At 51.5% G+C, this 21754-nt stretch carries 13 protein-coding genes and 2 pseudogenes; 7 read left to right on the forward strand and 8 right to left on the reverse strand.

The annotated features are described in order from the left end of the window. Nucleotides 1-54: 54 nt before the first annotated feature. Together rppA and KTT_RS31325 are read left to right on the forward strand one after the other, a co-directional pair. Nucleotides 55-735, forward strand: a complete 681-nt coding sequence (gene rppA, locus KTT_RS31320) for a two-component system response regulator RppA (protein ID WP_126601595.1) — start codon at nucleotides 55-57, stop codon at nucleotides 733-735. 11 nt (nucleotides 736-746) lie between these two features. Then, complete coding sequence (locus tag KTT_RS31325; RefSeq protein ID WP_160146262.1) at nucleotides 747-2291, forward strand: sensor histidine kinase; 1545 nt, start codon at nucleotides 747-749, stop codon at nucleotides 2289-2291. A 395-nt stretch (nucleotides 2292-2686) separates the two neighbouring features. Here KTT_RS31325 and KTT_RS31330 read toward each other — a convergent pair whose 3' ends face one another. Then, nucleotides 2687-3724 (reverse strand): GAF domain-containing protein, encoded by a 1038-nt coding sequence (locus tag KTT_RS31330; protein ID WP_126601597.1) that lies wholly within the window; start codon nucleotides 3722-3724, stop codon nucleotides 2687-2689. 119 nt (nucleotides 3725-3843) lie between these two features. Next, the gene (locus KTT_RS31335) at nucleotides 3844-5337 is read right to left on the reverse strand and encodes a zinc ribbon domain-containing protein (protein WP_126601598.1); all 1494 of its coding nucleotides are present in this window, start codon (nucleotides 5335-5337) and stop codon (nucleotides 3844-3846) included. A 94-nt stretch (nucleotides 5338-5431) separates the two neighbouring features. On the opposite strand from KTT_RS31335, the gene KTT_RS37830 reads away from it, so the two are divergent. The 5 genes from KTT_RS37830 to KTT_RS31360 all read left to right on the forward strand — a co-directional run bounded on the left by KTT_RS37830 (nucleotide 5432) and on the right by KTT_RS31360 (nucleotide 12478). Then, nucleotides 5432-5638, forward strand: a complete 207-nt coding sequence (locus tag KTT_RS37830) for a helix-turn-helix domain-containing protein (RefSeq protein WP_160146263.1) — start codon at nucleotides 5432-5434, stop codon at nucleotides 5636-5638. Nucleotides 5639-6222: 584 nt separating this feature from the next. Further along, a complete protein-coding gene (locus tag KTT_RS31345) occupies nucleotides 6223-6732 on the forward strand; it encodes a hypothetical protein (protein ID WP_126601600.1) in 510 nt (169 codons plus the stop codon). Nucleotides 6733-6746: 14 nt separating this feature from the next. Then, nucleotides 6747-8297: a hypothetical protein gene (locus KTT_RS31350; protein WP_126601601.1), complete on the forward strand. Its 1551-nt coding sequence runs from the start codon at nucleotides 6747-6749 to the stop codon at nucleotides 8295-8297. Between the two features lie 524 nt (nucleotides 8298-8821). Further along, entirely contained in the window at nucleotides 8822-10207 is a 1386-nt protein-coding gene (gene iscB / locus KTT_RS31355; RefSeq protein ID WP_126601602.1) for an RNA-guided endonuclease IscB, read from the forward strand. An 846-nt stretch (nucleotides 10208-11053) separates the two neighbouring features. After that, complete coding sequence (locus KTT_RS31360; protein ID WP_126601603.1) at nucleotides 11054-12478, forward strand: coiled-coil domain-containing protein; 1425 nt, start codon at nucleotides 11054-11056, stop codon at nucleotides 12476-12478. Nucleotides 12479-12570: 92 nt separating this feature from the next. Here the strand turns inward: KTT_RS31360 and KTT_RS31365 are convergent, their stop codons facing one another. The 6 genes and pseudogenes from KTT_RS31365 to KTT_RS31390 all read right to left on the reverse strand — a co-directional run bounded on the left by KTT_RS31365 (nucleotide 12571) and on the right by KTT_RS31390 (nucleotide 21693). Further along, complete coding sequence (locus KTT_RS31365) at nucleotides 12571-13806, reverse strand: hypothetical protein (protein WP_126601604.1); 1236 nt, start codon at nucleotides 13804-13806, stop codon at nucleotides 12571-12573. A 924-nt stretch (nucleotides 13807-14730) separates the two neighbouring features. Continuing rightward, nucleotides 14731-16026, reverse strand: a pseudogene (locus KTT_RS31370) (RNA-guided endonuclease InsQ/TnpB family protein). Nucleotides 16027-16370: 344 nt separating this feature from the next. Next, complete coding sequence (locus KTT_RS31375) at nucleotides 16371-16967, reverse strand: hypothetical protein (protein ID WP_126601605.1); 597 nt, start codon at nucleotides 16965-16967, stop codon at nucleotides 16371-16373. Between the two features lie 8 nt (nucleotides 16968-16975). Then, entirely contained in the window at nucleotides 16976-17896 is a 921-nt protein-coding gene (locus tag KTT_RS31380) for an EamA family transporter (RefSeq protein WP_160146264.1), read from the reverse strand. Between the two features lie 1938 nt (nucleotides 17897-19834). Next, nucleotides 19835-21133, reverse strand: a complete 1299-nt coding sequence (locus KTT_RS31385) for an RNA-guided endonuclease InsQ/TnpB family protein (protein WP_126601607.1) — start codon at nucleotides 21131-21133, stop codon at nucleotides 19835-19837. Beyond that, nucleotides 21120-21693 (reverse strand): annotated as a pseudogene (locus KTT_RS31390) (IS607 family transposase). The gene KTT_RS31385 and the pseudogene KTT_RS31390 overlap by 14 nt, the downstream one beginning before the upstream one ends. Between the last annotated feature and the right edge of the window lie 61 nt (nucleotides 21694-21754).

Genomic DNA, 21754 nt, shown 5'->3' on the forward strand with positions numbered 1-21754 from the left:
CTTTTTGTCATCTTTTTGGGATAGAATGGAAGTACCAGAAAGGAAGCAACCAGTATGCGTCTATTGATTATCGAGGACGACTATCGTCTGAGCCAGGCACTGAAAAAGAGCCTGGTTGAGGAAGGCTATGCCATCGACGCGGTCTATGATGGGGAAGAGGGCGAGAGCTATGCCGAGAGCACGCCTTATGACGCGATTATCCTCGACATCATGCTGCCGCGCAAAGATGGGATCGCGGTCTGCCGGGCGCTTCGCCAGCACCACATCACCACGCCCATCCTGATGCTCACCGCCCGCGATACAATCGAAGACCGCGTGCAGGGTCTCGACAGCGGAGCGGATGATTACCTGGTCAAGCCCTTTGCCTTACACGAACTGCTAGCCCGCCTGCGCGCACTGTTCAGGCGCGCAGCCCCGCACAAGAACGGAGTACTGGCCGTTGGGGACCTGGTTCTCAATCCGGCCACGCATGAAGTCACGCGGGCGCGGGTACACGTCCGCCTGAATGCTAAAGAATTTGCCCTGCTGGAGTACTTCATGCGCCATCCCAACCAGGTGCTCACCCGCGACATGATCGAGAACCATATCTGGAGTTATGATTTTATCAGCGCCTCCAATGTCGTAGATGTCTATGTGAGACGCCTGCGCCGCAAGCTTGACGACCCCTACGAGAACAAGCTGCTGGAGACCGTCTATGGAGCAGGGTATCGCCTGCGCGAGCTGGAAATAAGATGAGGAGCGCAGAGATGCAAACAACAGTGCTTTTAGTCGGGCAGACACAGCGCCTACTGCGTTTCTTTCACAGTCTGCGCTTTCGTCTGATGCTCTGGTATCTCCTGATTCTGGGGCTCGCGCTCTGCGCCTTTAGCGCGGCTATTTATGTATTTGAAGCATATACCTCCTATCAGAACCTGGATACCATCCTCAATCCTACGATTGAGCAAGAGACTTCCTTCTATGACGCGCAATCTGGCCAGGTAACAGCAAGCAGTACGAATGTCCTGGTCATCCTGCAAAATCCGCAGGGAGACATCACCCAGGTCATGCCCGCCGTGCCGTCCTCAGTTCTCCCGGCACTGAGTTCTGACCTCTCTCACATAAAAGACTGGGGGAAAGGTCAACTGTGGAGCACCAGTCGGGATTCCTTTACCTCCGCCGCTCACAACAACCAGGGGCTCCTTTTTACGAGCGGGGGGTCGCCTGTTTTTACAAGCGCGGGTTCGTCCATTGCTGCTGATCTGGGGGGCGCCTGGGATGGCTATGCCATACAACGCGTGACCATCACCAACTGGCAGAATCATCAACCGGTTGCTTTCTTGTATGTTGGTGTTCCCAGCAGCAATATCCCGGAACAATTGCGGCAACTCCTGGCCTCACTGGCTGTGGCAACGTCTCTGGTGGTGTTGTTCTCCAGCGCGGGAGGGTACTGGCTGGCCGCGCGGGCCACGCGTCCGGTGCAAACCATCACACGCACCGCCCAGGAAATCAGCGCCACCGATCTGCACCGCCGCCTCAATCTGCAACAGCGCGATGAGATAGGAGAGCTGGCCACGACGTTTGACCTCATGCTGGATCGCCTGGAAAGAGCCTTTGAGCGCCAGCGGCAATTTACCGCCGATGCCAGCCACGAACTGCGCACCCCGCTGAGCATTGTGACAACCGAGACAGAGCGGATCTTGCAACGGCCACGCACCACCCAGGAATATACGCAGGCGCTCTCCATCATCCTCCAGGAGCAGCAACGCATGACGCGGCTGGTTGGTGATCTGCTGACCCTGGCCCGCGCAGACCAGGGGCAGAGCGTGCTCAAGCGCGAACGGGTCGATCTCAGCGAGATCGTCGTCGACGCGGCAGAAGACCTCGCACACCTGGCAGAGCGCAACGCCATCGAGATCCGCCTGTCGGGTCTGGACGAGCTAATGGTCTGGGGAGACCGGCTCTATCTGACGCAACTGTGTCTCAATCTGCTGGAAAACGCCCTCAAATACAGCGCTCAGTTTGGCAAACAGGTAGAAGTCAAACTCTCCCAGGATCAGAGTTACGCGCGGCTCCAGGTCATCGACCAGGGGCCGGGCATCGAAGCCGCGCATCTGCCCCATCTCTTCGAGCGCTTCTACCGAGTCGATCAATCCCGTACCCATACCAGACCAACGGAGAACGCGAGCCTTCCCTCTGGAAGCGGTCTGGGTCTCTCCATTGCGCGCTGGATCGTCGAAGAGCATGGTGGCTCCATCCAGGTTCGATCCTCTCCAGGCGAAGGCTCGGTCTTTGATGTGTGTTTCCCCCTCTAATGGACATGCAGAGAACGACCTCTCTTGCCTCTTCTATTACCGTGAGATCTTTTGATAAGCTTCAAGGAGACTTCTTCTTTTTTCACGAAGCAATCCTGGCTTGGCAAAGCAGAGGTCATCTACAACTGTAGGACTAGTTTGATGCTTCGAATGTGAGGCTTTCCCAGTTGCCGTTGGGTGATCAATAGGCAGCATGTTTGCATAAGGAGGCTGCTGTTCTCCGACTTCAATTCAATATATCTGAATATACTTTGCGCCAATACCAGATAATCATAATCCTCAAAAGAATCCTGACTCTCCTTAACGAACGTTCGTAGTATATGTCCGAGTTCGCTATGCTTCTGTCTGTTCATTGTCTCTCTCTTGCACCATGGATGATGAGGAGTCGGGATCCCTCATCCTTCTATGGTTTCAAGGCGTGAAGGAAGAGGTGTGAGTTGAAGCAATTCCCCTTCAATTTTCTGACGCACTGTGACTTCTACATGTGCTAATTCTTGCAGCGATCCATGTTGGACTGACCGTTTATATTCTTCGTTTACACGTTGGCGAAACAAACGAAAGTAAGTTTGTTGTATCTGCCAGTCTGGGAGCGTGGCGAGGTCCAGATAGGAAACGTCGACGAAGTCCTGGTGAGAGAAGGCGAGGCACATCAGATCTGCATATCTCTCCAGCAGCCTCAGTTTTTCCTCTGTAAAAAAATGGAGCAGGTTACTTGTCGCAAGCAGGGCCCCTGCGATTTTGCCTCCCCACATCAATGGTACTGCTGCACAACTGCGTTCATGTTCCAGGCTATGAAGCGGGAGCGCCGTACCTGGATCCTGTGTATCTGGAACGAGCATGCTATGTCGTTGCATTGCTGCGTATCCTGCCAGGGATTCTATGCCAAAAAGCATTTCTTTTGTATGAAAATCCGTTCGCCGGGGCGCAGTGCCTCTCACGCCCAGGGCTCTCAGGGATCTGATTTTCCCATCATCCCCTGGTGGCATACAACCAGCAATCACGATCTCAAGTTCTGCTTGCTCGGTGGCTTCTAATTGTGTGAGTGCATGAAATACAATGGTTCCTCCCAGCAGCCAGAATTGATCAGGAGCATGGCGGGCTAGATGAAGGACATCTTCGTACACATGCAGGGGAATGTGATCGGACGCCACTTCGATAGGTGGCGGTGTTTCCGGCACCTGCAGTGTCGGGTCTTCCTGCATAAGAAGACGCAGTTGATGACGTTCTGGTTCAGGAAGCGCATTGAGAAGTCGATGGACATGTGAAGGCTCAGCCGTATTCTCACCATTTCTCCAGCGCTGGATTGTGGTACGGGAAACGCCAACCTCTGCATACAGGCGTTGTTTTTCCGCCGGTGACAGACGACGGAAGAGATCATCAAGATATCGACGCCAGGCTGCTTTCTCTGTTGTCATATAGTCCTCGGTAAGCATGATATTTTGCTTTGAGCATAAAACATGCTTTTCATATCGTGACACTCCGCAGGGGTTAAAACCCCGTAGCTTCTAACACTCCACTATACGCGGCATTCTGGGTATGTGTCCCATAGGGACTACTCGTTGAATAACCGTAGTTGAGTAGGAATATCTGATGCATGTTCATCCATCCTGAACACTACATCTTGAGCGGTGCCATGCTCGTTACTGTCTGCATGCCTGACGGAAGGAATAGATGGTTCCTTTTTGTTTTTGGCATCCTGGCTGACAATAACACCTGTATCTTTCGATACTCTCCGAAGAGCTTGAGGCTTTTCCTTTGGGTGATATCGTTCTATCAAACGTTGACCGATCACCAGACTCGCATTCCTATCTGCATTGCCCTTCATTCCGCATGCACCACAAGCAGCAAGGGGAGCACCAGGCGTGTACCCTTCTGCTGGCTTGCCTGCATTGTAGCGAGCAATCAGGTTATGGCAATATGCACACTCTCTACTGGTATTTCTTGGACTCACCCTACTGGTAACAATGCCTGTGTTATACGCCTTGTATTTGGCATACGTAAAAATGCGTCCCCTCATCCAATAGGCCCGTTTGGTATTGCCCCGTCGGCTATACATCCCCTTTGCAGGTCGAAGATTCCCCAGGTGTTCAAACACCAGGATGCTCGCTTCATGTTGCTTGGCAAACTGAACAATGCGTGCACTGATACGATGGGCGCATTGCTCATCCACCTGGCGAATCATTTTCCAAAGGGCAATGTTATCTTGTTCACCCTTTGCAATGATGCTCGTCTTGCGTCGGTTGCGTGCAATACGGCCCAACTGGCGCTTCCTAAAGCCGGATATCTCATCACCACCTTTGATAAATTTCGTGGCGAGGATCGTACCTTCGACAGTTTGGACGGTACACACCGCAATGTTTTCACTGATATTAAGGTCTACAGCACAGATTTTTGTTTCCAGATTGGTGGTGACTTGCTTTTCAATTTTTCCAGGGTTTTGAAATTGTTTTTCAACCGGGGTATGTAACCACCATTGCGTTCCTTTTCGAATGAGTTGAGGGCTTCCCAATTCAGCATCAAGAGGCAGTTCACGCCCTGTTATGCGAACGTTGATCCAGCTCCAACATGTCCCGGTCCACACTTTGATCATGATGCTATTGTCAGTGCGATCTTTCCACATGCCTTGATAGAGTGTGACTGATTTATTCCATGCGCGAGGGGGAACAGGTGGACGCACATGAAACGTCTTGCCTTTGGCTATGGCCTTCTCTTTACGCTGTTTCCATTTCTCAAGGTGAGAATGGAATGAGTGAGCAGAACCCAGGGCTGCGTGGATTGCCGCTCGGCGAAAATAGGCAGGAATATCTTCAGCAATATCAGAAAGAGGCATGACCGGGTTGGAATTGCGTTGTGTGGTATGGGTGAGCAATTCAAGAATGGTCAGGGCTTCTTTATTGGGATGATCAAGCACGTTGCAATGTGCCTGGATGACGTCAAAATAAAAAGAGGCCACACGATTGAAAAGAGCCTGATTAGCGGCAAGCCAGTCGCCATGATGGGGCTGATAGGTCAAGGTTTGTTGAATGGTGGTTGTAGCCTTTGCCATTCCTGGCTCCTTTCAAAATCATTTGTTCTAAAAAAATTATATCATGTGCGCTTATGATTTGTCAAGCATGAATCATTCGTGGTATACTCTATGTATGCAACCAAACAGACCTTTTCTTACCACCTCACAAGCCGCTCAACGCTCCGGCTTGAGCACAAGTTATATGACCTACCTTCTCAGGGAAGGGAAACTGGAAGGCTTTCAACTTGCAAGAGACTGGTTGATCTATACCGATTCTCTTGAGGCATTTCTTGCTCAACCACGCAAGTCAGGCCCGAAGGGACCACGGGCGAAAGCCTAAACACGCCTAACCGCACGCTCTAAAGAGACGGAGGCTTGCGGCGGGCTAAAGCCCTTATCGTCAACAGTTCCCGATAGATGCGACGTTTTGCTCATCAATGATAAGCTTCTCTTTTTACATGCTTATTATACCGGAAATGACTGTCTTTTTACAGGTAAAACGTCTTCGATTTCAGCCAGATGATAGTTTCTGCCACTCTTATTGGACATGTATCTTCATGCATCATTTCGCGTTCCAAAATGCACCAAAATGCGTTGACATATGCATCATATCTATGCTACAGTGATTGTATGCTGATTATGTATCTTTAGAGGATATGCACAGAGCCATTCCATTGTGTAGAGATGCTCATAGTGTTGGACATGGTGCGACCCTGCATCAGTACATGGATTTCCCGCCTATGTCCTATTGAGTAGTTACCAGTATGTCGTCTTTCGACCATTCTCTCTCGCTTACGTTCTTCTGGTATATGTGTTTATCGTTTTATCCAGATTCGGTGTAAGAGATTTTTCCAGAGACCAGGGTTGGTGCGTTGTATGGATACGAGCCGCCTTGTCTCGTACCAGGAAAGGAGAAAAAATGTAATGGTTCACCTGGCGCGCAAGGAACGCTATCAGTCAGGACCCAATGAAATGCTGTCATTTCGGCTCACAGGCCTCCTCGAAACAGATCATATGCTTGTGTTCAATCCTCAGTTAGGAACAGTATCTCTCCTGACCCCAGGACCAGATCTTTTAGAAGAGCAGCAATTTACCGTCAGTGAAATATGCTTATTGATCCCTCTCCTGCAATGCTATCCCCACTACTGCCCCTATGAACAGTTGCTTGCATCATATGCAGGAGGGCAGACTACACTTCAGGATATTGATAATTCCCGTCGTCGTCTTCACAAGGCACAACAAGAGGGGCGCTGGGATGAATGCGTTCGCCCTATGCGAGGAGCCCTCTCGCGCGCACGATTGAAAATGCGCAGTTTGGGCATCGATGTTGTCGCTGTCACGGAGACAGGATATATGCTGAAGCGTTTTCAACGAACGCCTCTTCCTCCTTCAGCGGTGTCTATTGAATCGGAACGTTCTCAGATCCTGATATAGAAAAGAGGGGGAGTATGACACAGGCAGATATGCAGGAAAAACTGCATGTTATTCAGGTTGACCGTCGGGATCAGCTCACAACGGTTTTGGAAATAGTGAAGGCACTACCATCTCAGAACCTGCTTCTTGTCCTTTCAGGAATCGCGGCACAGCGATGTGCCTTTGGTCGAGCGCATGATTTTCATGAGCTCCATGCCCAAAACAAGAAGCAGATGTTTCTTGTCATTCCTGAGGAGGATAGATTGGCCAGACAATGGGCAAAGGAGAACGGTTTTTCGCTGGTTTTTTCCTCTCTTGAGGATGTTACAGATCACATCGCGCACGTTCAGCCAGAAGCTATTGATAAACAGCATCTGGATCCACATCTTCCTCAGCCAGCACCAACAGTGCACGAGACAAAACTCCTCCAGCAGAAACGGGTATCACAGAGGCCGATGAAACTGCTCCTTGTCGCTCTAAGTCTGTTGACGCTCCTGACAGCCGCCTTTTTTGTGTTTGTGCAGCAGCAATCGATTCCCGCCGCTCTCAGCCAATCCCCACCTTTGGCATCCCAGGTTACTGGACAGGTCGCATTTGAAAGTAGTCGCATCTATAATCAAGAGGGGACAAGTGGCGTCTGTGATCAGGTCCATCTTGCATTGCAGCATCTTAGCAGCCCTACAATTGGGAATGCCTATTACGCCTGGCTACTCGGTGATAAAAACGTGAGTGATGGGCGTCCACTCTTGCTGGGAATGCTTCTTCCCCACGGTGGGGTGGCAGAACTGACCTATCGTGATCCAAGGCATCGTAATCTCCTGGCCAGCTATAGCCAGTTCCTGGTTACAGAGGAAAGCCAGAGTGCTCCACCAATTGCACCTTCGCCGGATAGCCATGTATGGCGCTCTGTAGGATCTATTGCGCAAACACCCTCTCCCAGTGATAGCCACCATTATAGCCTGCTCGATCACCTGCGACACCTGTTGGTCCAGGATCCAACTCTGGAAGCACTGGGGCTTCACTCGGGGCTTGATTACTGGCAGTATAAGCATTGCGGGAAGCTCATCGAGTGGACGCAATCGGCGCGTGATGATTGGGGACAGGCTGATGTGTCCTTTATGCGTCGGCAGCTTATTCGTACCCTGGACTACATCGATGGAACGGCGTATGTCTATCAGGATGTGTCAGCAGGGACACCCTTACTTGTTGATCCAAAGCTCCTTCGCATCGGTCTCATCGATGTTACGCAAACGCAAGCGTTAGAAGGATACTTTCCTCATATCACCTCCCACTTGACGAGCATAACGACCTCTCCCGGTGTCACGATGCAGCAAAAGCAGAACGCCGCAACCATCATTACCGCGATCAATGGGATCATCCAGATGCTCCAGCAGGCGCGACACGATGCCAAAGTGCTGCTTGCCATGTCCGATGAGCAGCTCCACCAATCGGTGGCCCAGACGCTTTTGGACGATTTAGCGAATCTGACCAACGATGTCTACACTGGCAATGCCACACAGCAAGGCAGCATATGGGTTCATCAGCAGATCGAGCAACTGGCGACCTTCTCCGTGAAGCAAGCGTGAAAACATGCTGATGTACTAGAAAGGTTACCGATGCTCAAAGGTGTCACAAACAAATGGGTGCCTCTATTTCCTGGGGTGTGGAGCACCCGTTTGTTTGTAGGGATACAACTCTTACTTTTCTGTGATTTGGAAGTTCTCGTACTTGCGATGAGCGACCGTTGCTCGCATATTGTTATACGTATAGTGATTGCGTGGCATGATTTGATCAGAATTGAGCAAAGCCAAACGAGATGTAGTCATGGACCCTGGTTTGAAAACCGGGGCATGTAGCAATCCGAGCGATTGATGCACGCCCCGCCATTTTCCGACCGCAACATGAGCAGACTTGGCCCGAAAGGGCTCCGTTGGAGGCGAATACAACATTAGGTACCGGTGGGTGCGAGGCCAGCCCACCGCTCTACGGCCAGTAGTTAAACAGATCGAGGGTACGGTCAGTGCCTCTGGCAAACAAACCGCTTCCAACATTGTCGAGGCCACCATTACCCGCGCACGCGGAGGCTCCGCAAGGAGCACCAGGAGTTACGATGTCACACGTGTTTGTCGTGGATACCAACAAACAGCCATGTGCCCCGGTCCATCCTGGGCATGCTTGCCTGCTCTTAAAGCAGGGGCGCGCCGCTGTGTGGCGGCGCTATCCCTTTACCATCATGTTGAAAGGGGGTGTCCCTGCCCAGGAGGCGCAATCGTTGCGCCTCAAGATCGATCCTGGCAGCAAGACCACCGGTCTTGCGCTGGTCAACGACGAGAGCGGGGTGGTGGTCTTTGCCGCAGAGTTGTCCCACCGGGGGCAGCAGATCACGAAGAGCCTCAACACCCGAAGAGGAGTCCGGCGGGGACGCCGCCAACGCAAGACCCGCTACCGCGCTCCCTGCTGGCGCAATCGCAGGCGACCACAAGGCTGGTTGCCCCCCTCGCTTTTGAGCCGCATCCACAATGTGGTTACCTGGGTCGAGCGCGTGCGCCGTCTGGCTCCCATCCAGGCGATCAGCATGGAGCTAGTCCGGTTCGACTTGCAAGCCATGGACAATCCAGAAATCAGCGGCACGCAGTACCAACAAGGCACCCTCGCAGGCTACGAGACCCGCGAATACCTGTTGGAAAAGTGGCAGCGGAAATGCGCCTATTGCGGGAAAGAAGGGGTTCCGCTCCAGGTGGAACATATCGTGCCACGCGCCAAGGGAGGCAGCAACTGCGTGAGCAACTTGACGCTGGTGTGCGAAGCCTGCAACAGGAAGAAAGGTACGCTGGATCTCTCTGTGTTCCTCAAGAAGAAGCCCGAGGTGTTGAAACGCATCCAGGCACAGGCGAAAGCTCCGTTGAAGGATGCTGCCGCCGTCAATGCCACACGCCTGGCGTTGCTCGAGCGGTTGAAAGCGGTGAGGCTGCCGATCGAGTGTGGCAGCGGGGGACGCACCAAATACAACCGGGTCATGCGCAACTTGCCGAAAACGCACTGGCTTGATGCGGCATGCGTGGGGGCCAGTACGCCCGACGTCTTGCAGGTGGCAGGAGTGCATCCCTTACGCATTGAGGCGTGCGGGCATGGGTGCCGGCGCATGCGCAACGTCAATACGATCAGTCTGCCGTGCTCAGCCCCCAAAGGGCCGAAAAACGTCCAGGGCTTCCAGACGGGCGATATCACCAGGGCTATCGTGACGAGAGGCAAAAAACAGGGGATCTATGTGGGCCGGGTCCTGGTGCGCGCGACGGGTTCATTTGATATCACCACCCGGCGTGGGCGTATTGCCGGGCTGGATGTGCGCTTTTTCCGTCATCTCCACCGTTCAGATGGCTATAGTTACGCGAAAGGAGAAGGCTATGCCAATCCCGCCGCCCAATCCACCTCGACAGAAGGAACGGCCCTTCCTCCCCCGCTTAAAAGACAGGGGCATCCTGGCCCGGCTGGGTGAGGGATGAGCAATCACCTGGCGCTGGATTTCTAACTCGACGTGGCATTCGCGTAACGCGTTGATATAAAGTTTGGTATAGGCCAACTCTTTGGCGTTCTTCGGCCTAGAGTTAAAGGAAAGCAGATGCAGGTGAAAACCTGCTGAGGCATAATAATGGGACTAACATCATTTTTACGCGATACTCTCAACTGAGGCAGTGGCGCGCTGGTTCAGGAGATACCCACCAGTTTCCGTATCTGTCCCAAGGGACTGTGCGGTATCAGCCATGAGGACGGGTTTTCGCCCGAGATCTACTACCAACTCTTCCAGCGCGTGCGAGCCCGTATCCCCCTGTCTCCTCTCAATTGGCAGCCCGAAGAGCCTGAGTCGGGTCCTGAGCAGATGCACTTCTTCTAATGATACATAGTACATTCAGCTTAATAATTATCCAGGTGAGTCAGCCAGTGCCTTTGTGCAGAACTTGTAAGAAAGGCGATGCTAACGTATACTAGTTTTAGTAGATGGCTGGGGTGTAGTCTCATTTGTTGCGATAATACCATCCAAAAATATGCAGCTACAAGCAAGAAATGACTCACAGTTCAAACAAACTTATTGCACGGAAGGTGCAAATGATGTCGACAAAAAGTGATGTTCCTGTCGCGCATTTTTACGGTCCTTGTATTTTTCACAAGCAAAGATCTAATTGTTTCACAATTCGGTGGCTCGTTAATGTTTCTGCTTTTTACCCTTTATATGAGGAGTCAGCATACATACATACGCATGTTCTTTACGTATTTATCACTATCATGCACCGTTCGACTAGTGTAGATAGTAGCACAAGCACTATCACAATGGAGAACACAAAGTATGCTAGAAGAAGAGTTGGCCCAACTTCAGCAAATGAAAAAAGAGCTCCAACAGCAAGTCGCCTTACTCAAGGAACTCACCGAGCAACAGCAAAAGCAGATCGGCTTGCTAGAGAAACACACTGAATTGCACGACCAAATCATCATGCTCAAGGAACTCACCGAACAGCAACAAAAGCAGATTACCTTGTTGAAAGTTCAAAACACCTCACAGGAAGAGCGGATCAAAGCATTAGCGGAAAACACGAAAGCGCCCCAGGAACAATTGGCCCAAAGCATTCCCGGTGAACGCCAGCCATTATCTTCCAGGCGGTTGCTACGTCAAATCAAAGAGCAAATCATACAGGGCAAAACAAGGATTGTGGGGCAACAGGGCTATTATAAAAACAGAAAGATACGATTATCTCCCCCTACAATAGCCATGACGATCGTGCTCATCATGACCCTCGTCATGGGAAGTTGGGTCTATGGTGCTGCTATCGGCCATCTACCATGGCCCCAGCGATCATCTCGCCAATTAGTACATTCCAGTGAGCCGAGCAAAACCGCACAGAGCAGGGCCACAGCTCCTTCGGCGACCGCTGGTGAACCCGGCAAAACTGAACAGGCCAAAGCGACTGCTCCTTCGACAACCTCTAGTGGGGCATCCCAATTGACGATACCGGGTTTGTTCACCATCTCCGGAGGCATAAGCACCAGCGCCTTCTTTCGGAGTTCAGAAGGCAGTTGTCTGGGAACTGCACTGTCAACCAACCGCCTCACGTACACAACAGACGAATTGCAAGAGATGTATAACTATTACATTAATGGGGACAGCATGCCTCTACCTCAAACGCTCACGCAGATAGATGGGGGTTCTACTACGAGCAGCCCCAGCATGCTTCTACCACAATTCGAGAATTGCCCAACCGGCTGGGAGATAACCAACATCGGGCAACAGCCAATTCAGCTCGTCCAATTACGCATGAAACTGTTAGCAGAACCAACAGCAGCCGATACACAATACAGACTGGTCGACTACTGCTCTGTCCTCCGCGAAGTCCATCCTGAAATAGATAGTGGTACCTGCCCCGGGCTTGGAGGCCAGGTACAACCCATCTCATATATGTTCTTTTTTGGCTCAGGTCATGCTGGTACGGTCGTACAGGGACAATCCACTACGCTAGCCGCTCCGAAAGAGCAAACCATTGTCCCCAAAGATACAGCCTTTCTTCAGTTTCGTTTCATGCCGGACAATCTTTCTCTGGCACTTACTTATACGATTGAGCCGGAGGTTGTGATCAATACGCCACAGGAAACCAACAAAGTGATTGATCTCCCCCAATGGAAGGAAACTTTTGTCATGGCTCCTGACGATCATTTCGGTTGCTATCAACTCCAGGGAAAAGCGTTTGTCCCTGTAACCAATGGAGCTATTTGCTTTTAAATGGCTCTCCCATTTGAACACGGTGAGAGGTTGAATAATCAGTGTGATTTCAATCTCTTACCTATTTTCTAGTACCTTCCTTAATAGCATCGTCATGGTGCCGAAACAAAATTCTGATTGGCAAGATTCAATTGATATGTGCGCCAGGTAGAAACATTGGAGAAAACGACCTCAAACACTTGCGGTAGCGTAAGCGAATGAGCGTCTTCGTGGGTAAGAATATGATATGTTACCTGGATGCGAAACTGTATATCCACCGGGACGCTTGATTCGAATGCGGCATCAATCTGATCAGATTCGCCGGCACCCAATATGACACGTGGAAGTGGGCTATTGGAGTAGGTGTCAGGGATCATCTGAGAAACGTGCTGGCCTCGATACACAAAACGAGACGGATTGGTGGAGGTGTATGTAGTAAAAAGGCCAGCAGCATAGACATTCAGTGGATCTGGTACCACATTCACCCTCGTCACGAGCAGGGCCACTTTATCAATCACAACGCTGTATCCTCCTGTAGACAGACTATGCACGCCGACCGCGATAGTATAAGGAGTGGAAGGCGCTTTGGTATCGAGTGGTACGACCCCAATACTGCGAGGATTCCCACTGCTCGGAATATAATCTGGTTTGAGAGGATTGCCCGCAATAGCATAGGTTGCACTTTGAAAACTGATGAAGTAGGCATCCAGGTTCGTATCGTGTGATCCCCGCGTTGAGGTAAGTGGCTTTACAATCGTCTTTGAGGCCGGGCAGAGCGAAGAAAGTGAAGTCAAACACCAGGAAGGACGGGCCAGAGTGACCCAGAGCAAAGAGAGACACAGGCCGCAACTCAGCATAGAAACAATGGTCACAGTCCCCATGGCTTTGCGGAGAGCATCCATTGGCTGGAAACGCTCATAGAAAGCGAGCAGCGCAACCATTGTGAGAAAGACAACAACACATAAAATAACCAGCACCGTTAGCTTATGGCTCTTAATAAAATCCAGGAGAGGAACATCAGAAACTGGCGGCGCAAAACCCAGCAGAACAGAGAGAATCGCCGTCGCAAACGCATTGATAAACCATCCCAATCCCCTGGACAAGTTGCGCAAAACGTGTTCGCGAATGGAGATGCCTCCCTGACCATGTATTACATCCTTTTCTGCTTTATGTGCCTCAATGACGGGATGCGGTGGTGGCAATGCAGGAAGCGTTTCTTCTTTCGGTGAAGGAGTCAGGATTTCTTGTGGTATTTCTTCTACACGCGAGTCTGGTATGATGGGCATGGTCTGTGCCGGATGACTATCCCCCGCAGATGGCTGCTTGGTTCCTTTAGCCGGAGATTCCACTTTTTTCTGCTTTCGTGGGTGATGCGCCTTCGAATCACTCTGTCTTTTCTCACCCTGTGCATCGCTCGCATCAGCCCCTTCATCCGGATTGGCCGATGAGGGATCTATGCCTGATCGTGTTACTTCTCCGCTCGTTTTTTTTGTTCTGTTCTTGCGTTTGCGCTGTGGTTTTGGTTCTTGCTCAGGAACATCCATGTTTCACTCCGATCAGTATCAAAGAGAGCTATCTGAGCTGGTTCGCTCAAATCCTTATCCGTCCAGATTCTTTTCCAATGAGGGAAAGGAATAAAAGTAAGATCTCTGAGTTATGCCCAAATTTCTATCCTCGTCCGGATCTTCTTTATAAGGATGACTATCTCTTCAGTTTGAAAAGCACGCCAAGAACTACATAACAAGTTTGAAAGCGCGCTAGTTGAATAGGAATGATTGAGTAAACTATAGTTACAAAGAAACCACAAGTATATAATATACGATAAGAGTACTGTTTGTGTATCACGCCGTTGATATAAATTGAAAGTATCCAGGGCGAGAACACATATTCTCGCCCTAGATACTTTCAGCGAACGTACTGGGCAGCGACGAACTATTAAGAACGACTCTCTTTTGCTCGGCGCAGCATCCCCTTGAGCAACGCAGTGACAGATTCTCGATCAAGGGAGTGCGAATTTGGGAGGGGGAGCAACATATAATTATCCGTACCTCCTCTGACAATCAAAACAACTGTTTGATGAAGCATCATCGTTTCCTTGCTACCATTCTCATACTCAAACGTGTGCAAGACGCGCGTGAGCGGTCAGTTGTTCCTGCTTCATCGCCAGTTGCCAGAGCACGAGGACCTTTGGATCAGCTCCCTCGTTTCGGTCTCACATAGGCTCCACAGGCGCTTTAGCGTCCGGTCGTAACCACTACCCAGGACGGTCAACGTTACGCATGACGTTGGCAAAGCATGTCGGTCGCGAACCAGGCCAAGTTGAACGCCGCGTTCATATCCCGGTCGATCACCAACTCACAGATCTGGCACACATAGGTTCGGTGTTTGAGGGGCATGCGCTTTTTGATATGCCCACAACACGAGCAGCGTTTGGTCGAGGGAAACCAGCGTGAAGCGATGAAGAGATCGCCTCCCGCGCTCTCCACTTTCGTCTGCAGGAACTGCAAGAGTTGCCCCATGGCCGCATCCGCCACGGCACGCGACAACTTCCGGTTGGCCATCATCCCCACCACATGGAGGTCTTCGATGCCAACCGCTCCACAGGTGCGCGCCAATTCGGTCGTGAACTTGTGCTGCACATCCCGACGGATGTTGGCGATCTTCTGGTGCTCGCGCGCCACTTTGCGCCGCTGCTTCTCATAGTTCTTGCTGAAGATGGTTCGCCCGGTTTCCAGGTCTTTCGTCTTCTGTTTCCTGGAGATCTGACGTTGCAACTTGCCGAGTTTCTTGAGATGGGATGCCAACGGCCTGTGGTTCTGGAGCCGTCTCCCATCAGAAACCACCGCAGCGTGCGTAATGCCTACATCGACCCCCACGACGGGCACGGGCGTAGGCGAGCGCTCTTTTTGGATGTCGAGTTGGATGGATACATACCACTGACCGGCTTCACAGGAGACGGTTGCCCCCAGAATCTTCAGGTCTTCACAAAGGACCTGTGTGCGCCGATGTCGCTTTGTCGTTGGCCTAGTGGCCTTCCCCGCTTGGACAAAGCGCAGCTTTTCTGCCAGATTGACCGTTCCCAGGGGGCGCAGGAGCTTGCCTCGATCCTTGGTGGTGTGACGTTGGTCCAGGATGAAGCGCCCCAACCCTGGGATTGAGATTTAGTGACTGCCAACGGTGAATTTGTCGTTGGAGAGATAAAAGGATTCGTGCGTTTTTCCCTTTTTCTTGAAGCGGGGATAGGCTGCCCGGCCCGCAAAGAAATGGTCATAGGCCTTCTTCAGGTCATCGAAGGCCCCTTCCACCACACACTTAGTGACCTCACCCGTCCAGGGATAGGCGTCATGGCGAATGGCATTGAACTGCTTCTTGAGGGCGAAGGCGTTCGAAGCTTTGAGCACGCATTGCGCTTGGGGCGTCGTCTCCTGCTCCTGTTTGTACGCCTGATACTGTTTCTCCCATTGTTCGCGGCCCCAGTTGTACACAAACCGTCTGGTGCCACAGGCACGTTTCAAATAGTCCACCTGCTCGGGTGTGGGGTTCATTCTGATCCGGTGTGCGGTTTTCATCGTGCGTGCCTTTATGCTTTCCTGGTTTTTCAGATCTCGCTTGTGCTTCACAGGTGAGACGCAACACGAGGCCATGATCCACCATCTGGCCTCTGCCGCTTCCTGGAGAAGGAGAAAGAGGCCGTCTTCTTGGGTGCCATGTCGCCCGTTCATTGCGGTTCGGTGGGCTTTGAACACCTGTTGCCGATCCCATCATTGCAGTGCCTTCACGAAAACATGCAAGATCCATTCGAAGTATCGTGGTATATGCAGATACCTATAGTAAACACCTGCGTGTCTGTTGTCAAGGGCTAGCAGCTCCTTGTTGTCATTGGTAGATGACCACATATGAAAGATTAATTGTGTTAGAGTATTGAACTGATGGGCTGCCTGAGCGAAATCTGTGGTGGCGCCCGCTTGTGTTGTTTCTCTCCGAACCACTGGAGTAAAGCAGTTCGTACTGTGCCCGAGTTAGAACTCAACATAGGCAAAGCCATGCGTTTCTTATCCATTCCAGTCGCTATCGCCATGGCCTCGAGTGCTTCTTCTTGGCGCATCATGTGAAGAATGCGTTCGTCGTATTTTTGATGGTTTGCAAATGACCATTGGCGCGCCAAGTGGAGTGCTAGAAAATTGAGCGTGCCTGTTCCTGGCTCAGGGGCCGTGTCATATATTTGTGGAGTAGTAGCCTCTCCCCAATAAGTGGAGACATACTGCTGGAAAAGCCAATAGGTCACAACTGGTATGATGATTCCCCACCACGTGAACAGCAGGGGTAATAGCGCTGCACAGTAGTGGGTACCAACCAGCCGATAGTGTGGAGCGAGCGGGAGCATGAGGAGACAGCCGATCCCGAGGCAGAGTGCAAATGTACTCAGGAGGTACATCATGTAAATCGGCTTCGTAGTTTCTTCCCTGGAAGGCATGACTACAGAGGGATACTCAAACGAAGATACCATCATACTGTGACCTACTTTCCAAAGAGTGATAACCCAACCATTCCGCATACTATCATGCCCGTACCAGCCCATTGGGGCAACTTTATGCGCTCGCGATACCACACCACACCCACCAGAAATGGGAGTAGAGGATAGAGGGAGGAGAGTGCGGCGACCATAAGGGTGCTCTCACGTGAGCCGATGTCATAGGAGACGGTGCCGATGACATCGCAGAGACCAATTAAGGCGATACTACCACACTGTTTGAGCTGAATTTCTCCCCAACCAGCAACGTGCTGGTATCGCGCGTAGATGAATAAAAAGAGCGCGGAGAAGAGGCGTGAAGCCATGATCGGTTGAATGGGTCCCAGATGGCGTGTCGCCAGGCTGAGCAAAAAATATTCGGTGCCAAAGCCAAGCATCGCACCGATGCCAAAGAATACGCCGCTTTGCTGTTGATTGTCGGACCACCTGTACTGTCCTCTCTCCAGCATCGGCACCAGCGCCAAGCCGCAGGCGAGCAGGAGACAGATGCTTTCGGTGAGAACAGAGAACCAAATAAACCACATATTCACGCCCAACCAGCAGAGCATGGCAAACAACGTCGTAGCTGCTGCTCCCGTCAGACCCAGGACGAGCACCACAAATGTGAGCATCTGACGTGAGGGCATCAGACGTGGGAACGCAACATGCTCTTTCGCTGCGGTGCTGATAGTCAGAATCATGCCGGTGACGACGAGCAGCAGAAGGATAATCACAAAGGGCGAGGGGATCTCATGGAGCAGGAGAACAGCCAGAGCCATGGTGATCAACCCATAACTCGCCGTTACCGGTGAGATCAGGGCCAGTGGGCCGAGGGCGAGGGCCCGATACAAGCTGAGGTTGGTCAGGCTACTGACCAGCCCGAGCCCGCATCCCATGCACAGCAGCAAAAGAAGGGATCCTGGATGCATTCCCCATGTCCATACTGGCGTACTCGCACACAGAACGAGGCACAGGATACCTGCTGCCGTTGTATGTGCTAAGACCTGCGTGTAGCATATGCCTATTGTTCGAGTGGCTTGCGCGATGAAAATATCTAAGAGCCCGAACATACACGCAGAGGATAATCCAAATACGATGGCCATACTATGCTCCAGCGAACTTCTCATACGCGGTACAATTTGCAAGCAATGGTCGCGGACAATCAACAGGAGAGGCACTCTCAGAACAGGCGCATTGACCCGGTGCCATCTAGAATGAAACCTCCCGCTCCCATTTTCATAGAGCATACCTTGCGAATATATCCTCCGTCTCTCAATAACCATCAGATTGTGAGTACAGACATGCTGAACTTTTGGCATGTCTGTACGCTGTATGTCACATATAAAAAAAGTATTTTGTTTTGATATCTGCTAGGCTTGTAACAGAGACATTTCTTGAAAGCATAGATAGAAAGGAAAGGAGCTATCTACCTGGTGCTTTTGCTTCATCATTGATGAACCTTATAGTGTTCATAGAAATAACTGCGTTTTGTATGGTGCTTATTGCATCCTGTCAGGTTCCTTTTTGGCACAGATTGAGCACGACTCCCACCATTATCTATTTGTATAGTTGAATCTCAGTTCTTTGCTCCAGGAACTGGGAATAAAGGAAGGAAGCCCTCTATGTCAATTCTTTTTCAACTTCATTCAAGTTTAGAGCCATGTACAACATCCTGCATATCGTTTCCCTGGTTTTCCTTGTTTGGAGCAATTTCACGGGTATTTGTTCCCTGGTATGCCGTGGCTCACTCTTTCCAGCCAGATCCACATATCATTATGCCGTGGTATAGCCTGGCTGCAGCACAATCCCTTATTGCTGTTCCCAGGTTCCATGTGGTTGCAATATTGACGCTTATTGCTGTTCCCTGGTATGGCTTGACGTCAGTAATACCTCAGGCTTTTTACCCCTGGTTTAGCCTGGCGTCAGTAGTACCTCATGTGTCTTTTCCCTGGTATAGCGTGGAGGCTATCGCGCCTCATGTCTTTTTTCCCTGGTATAGTGTTGAGACTATAGCATCTCATGTGGCTTTTCCCTGGTTTCGTTTAGCATCAGGTATGCCTCGGGCTTTTCACCCCTGGTATAGTCTGGTTTCACTATCTCCTCGTGTCTTTTATCCGTGGTTTACTATCACACATATACAATCGATTGTGCTCATACCTTGATTTGGCCTGGTACGCACGGTACGCTTTGTTTTTGAATGAGCGGCCTCTTGTCAGTATGACAATTCCAAACGTGTGTCCCTGGCACTAAAAATGGTGAAAGTCGCATAGTTTTACGGTAGAAAGGTACAGCTATATGACGCATACACTTCGTCAGCAACTCATCTTTATCGTCGGAGTTATTGCATTGCTTGCACTGCTTGTTCTTGTTTCCCTGGTTCTTGCTAGCCCACACCCAATCGAGCATGTATTGAACAGCACTCCGAACATTATTTACCCACGTACTCATGTTCCTCACGTTATTTACCCACATAGTTAAAGGAAGGTAGTGTTGACATGATGTGTAGACTTACTATACCAAGAGCTTTCGTAATCGTTCTGTTCGTGTTCCTGGCAGTGCTTGCATGTTTGATGTTGCTAGTGCCCCACCATTCCCATCCCTGGCACGCACTGAGTGCTGTTCCCGGCATCATTTATCCGCATAGCTAAGTGGAGATCCCACGGATAAACCGTAGACGGTTACACATGGCTAGGAGGAAAAGCATGTCTCACTTCGATTGACAACGGGAATGGCATTTGGGAAGTGAATTTCCAAATTGCAAATGGAAGATAAGTTTGGCCACAAACGGTCAAACTTTCTTCTGCTTTTGGGGTCTTTTGAGTGCGTCTTCCCACTCGTAGGAGACGATCTCCATAGTTCCGTCACGACTAGCGAATCCTGACAGGTGTCAGGATTTTCACGTGAGCAGCTTTGTGAGGGAACGACAGCCTCACGGGATGGACTACCGGCAGATGAACCTTGCACTTCCCATCCGCTACTCCCTCCACCTCAAAGGCATCAGAAGCTGCTTTTCGAATGATGTTATACGACCCGTTGCAATCAGCGTTGATGAGTCGGCCATCTTGGGCCCGATAGAGGCCCCGTGCGATGCGTTTTCCGCTGAACACAGGCGGCTTCTCCTGCCCAGCCTGATAGGGAGGTAGTGGATCACGATCCAGGAAACTGGCCTTACTGGTGTAGGCCTCTTCCGTGAGCAACACCTGGATGCCTTTGTGCTCCGCTTTGTACCTGAGCATGTGGATCAAGCGCGCATGGGGAAGCTGAACAAAGTGCTGGTTGTTGCGTGCGCCCAGGTTGCTCTCCTGCTTCCAGCCTGCGTTGCGCCCGATCACCAGGGTGCCAATGCCCTCGGCGACCAGCAGATCCACCACAAAGCGAGAGATGGTATGCAGATCATGCTCGATGCGTCGATGGCGCCAGATCGTCAGGCGCTGCATGCGTCGGGTCACGCCAGGGCGGCCAAGGGCCTGCTGCAGATCGGCCATCGTCTTGTTATAGAACTGGTTCGTACTTTTGAGACCGCGTCCGTTAACGACGACCGGGACAAAGCCCGGCTTGTTTGCAGTTAACGCGATCACATTATCGACCCCAGCATCGATGCCCGCGATGAGGGAAGGATCGACAGCAGATTCGGCTGGCTCCTGTTCATACACGATCTCTACCACGACAAAGCCGTGTTTGGGAACCACCCGGACCTGCGCGATCGTCTTGGGGTCTTGCCGCGTTTTGACCTGAATGCCCAATCCTGAAGGTACAATGAGGTGCCGACCAAGGGTCCGTTTGCTGCGGCTGACGGCCTGCATCGTATAGATCAGCACATGGCGACCGGTCGTTTTGTGTTTGTAGGTGGGCAGTTGGGGACGACGACGGAACGTGGAGGGATCGGCCTTGTAGGCCTTGAGGGCTGCAAAGAACGAGGTCCAATTGCGTTCGAGCAGTAGGAGCACCTGTTGGGCCACTTTGGCCGGCAGGGCTTTGTAGGCTTCATGCGACTGCATGCGCCGATCCATCTGCTGGTAGGTGAGAGAGATCCCCTCAAAGATGAAGGCCTGACGCATTTCGTAGAGCGCCGCGTTATAGAGGTTTTTAGAGGCAAAGCAGGCGGCATCGAGCGCCCCATACCGGGGATCACTCTGATCAATGATATGCCTTTCAGTCAACTGCATGCTCGGCCTCCAACTCCTGCACCAGACGCTCTGTCGTTCGTTTGGCACGTCGTTGCCCATAGAGTCTGGCACAAAAGGAATACACAATGCTGGTGAGGTCTGCGAGCAGGTCCTCGGTGCTCGTGTCAGCCTGATTGACGACCTCGATCTCACGTCCATAGGTGTGAAGCAAGGTCTCAATGTAACGGAACCCGAAGCGGGTGCCGCGGTCTTTGTGCTCAATGACGATACGCCCCACGCTCGGATCAGCCAGCAGCGCCAGAAACTTGGGGCGGTTGTCATTGACGCCCGAGCCAATTTCCTTGACCATAACCACGAGCCGTGCAGTACACGACCAACCGTTCGGCCTGACGATCCAGATTGGCCTTGTTTTCGGCGGAAGACACCCGCGTGTAGACCACGGTGTGCGTCTTCGATCCAGGGGCGGAGACCGTGGTTGGTTCATCAATGAGAATCGTGTGAGCCCCGACGCGCCGCCCCTGGATCTTCCCATCCCGGAACCAGCGCCAGGCGGTCTCATAGCGGACCCCTTGCTGTTTGGCATAGTCACTGAGTTTCATAGGCCTATGATACGATGATACGCACGAATTGTCAAGGATTCACTATACTTCCAAAGATCGG

The organism is Dictyobacter aurantiacus, from assembly GCF_003967515.1.
Classification (GTDB): domain Bacteria; phylum Chloroflexota; class Ktedonobacteria; order Ktedonobacterales; family Ktedonobacteraceae; genus Dictyobacter; species Dictyobacter aurantiacus.

Bases quoted from the DNA above. Each gene is read 5' to 3' on its own strand.
- KTT_RS31350 (WP_126601601.1), top strand. From the start codon at position 6,747: ATGACACAGGCAGATATGCAGGAAAAACTGCATGTTATTCAGGTTGAC.
- KTT_RS31375 (WP_126601605.1), bottom strand. From the start codon at position 16,967: ATGATGGTATCTTCGTTTGAGTATCCCTCTGTAGTCATGCCTTCCAGG.
- KTT_RS31330 (WP_126601597.1), bottom strand. From the start codon at position 3,724: ATGCTTACCGAGGACTATATGACAACAGAGAAAGCAGCCTGGCGTCGA.
- KTT_RS31325 (WP_160146262.1), top strand. From the start codon at position 747: ATGCAAACAACAGTGCTTTTAGTCGGGCAGACACAGCGCCTACTGCGT.
- KTT_RS31335 (WP_126601598.1), bottom strand. From the start codon at position 5,337: ATGGCAAAGGCTACAACCACCATTCAACAAACCTTGACCTATCAGCCC.
- KTT_RS31360 (WP_126601603.1), top strand. From the start codon at position 11,054: ATGCTAGAAGAAGAGTTGGCCCAACTTCAGCAAATGAAAAAAGAGCTC.
- KTT_RS31385 (WP_126601607.1), bottom strand. From the start codon at position 21,133: ATGCAGTTGACTGAAAGGCATATCATTGATCAGAGTGATCCCCGGTAT.
- KTT_RS31380 (WP_160146264.1), bottom strand. From the start codon at position 17,896: ATGCATCCAGGATCCCTTCTTTTGCTGCTGTGCATGGGATGCGGGCTC.
- KTT_RS31345 (WP_126601600.1), top strand. From the start codon at position 6,223: ATGGTTCACCTGGCGCGCAAGGAACGCTATCAGTCAGGACCCAATGAA.
- rppA (WP_126601595.1), top strand. From the start codon at position 55: ATGCGTCTATTGATTATCGAGGACGACTATCGTCTGAGCCAGGCACTG.
- iscB (WP_126601602.1), top strand. From the start codon at position 8,822: ATGTCACACGTGTTTGTCGTGGATACCAACAAACAGCCATGTGCCCCG.
- KTT_RS37830 (WP_160146263.1), top strand. From the start codon at position 5,432: ATGCAACCAAACAGACCTTTTCTTACCACCTCACAAGCCGCTCAACGC.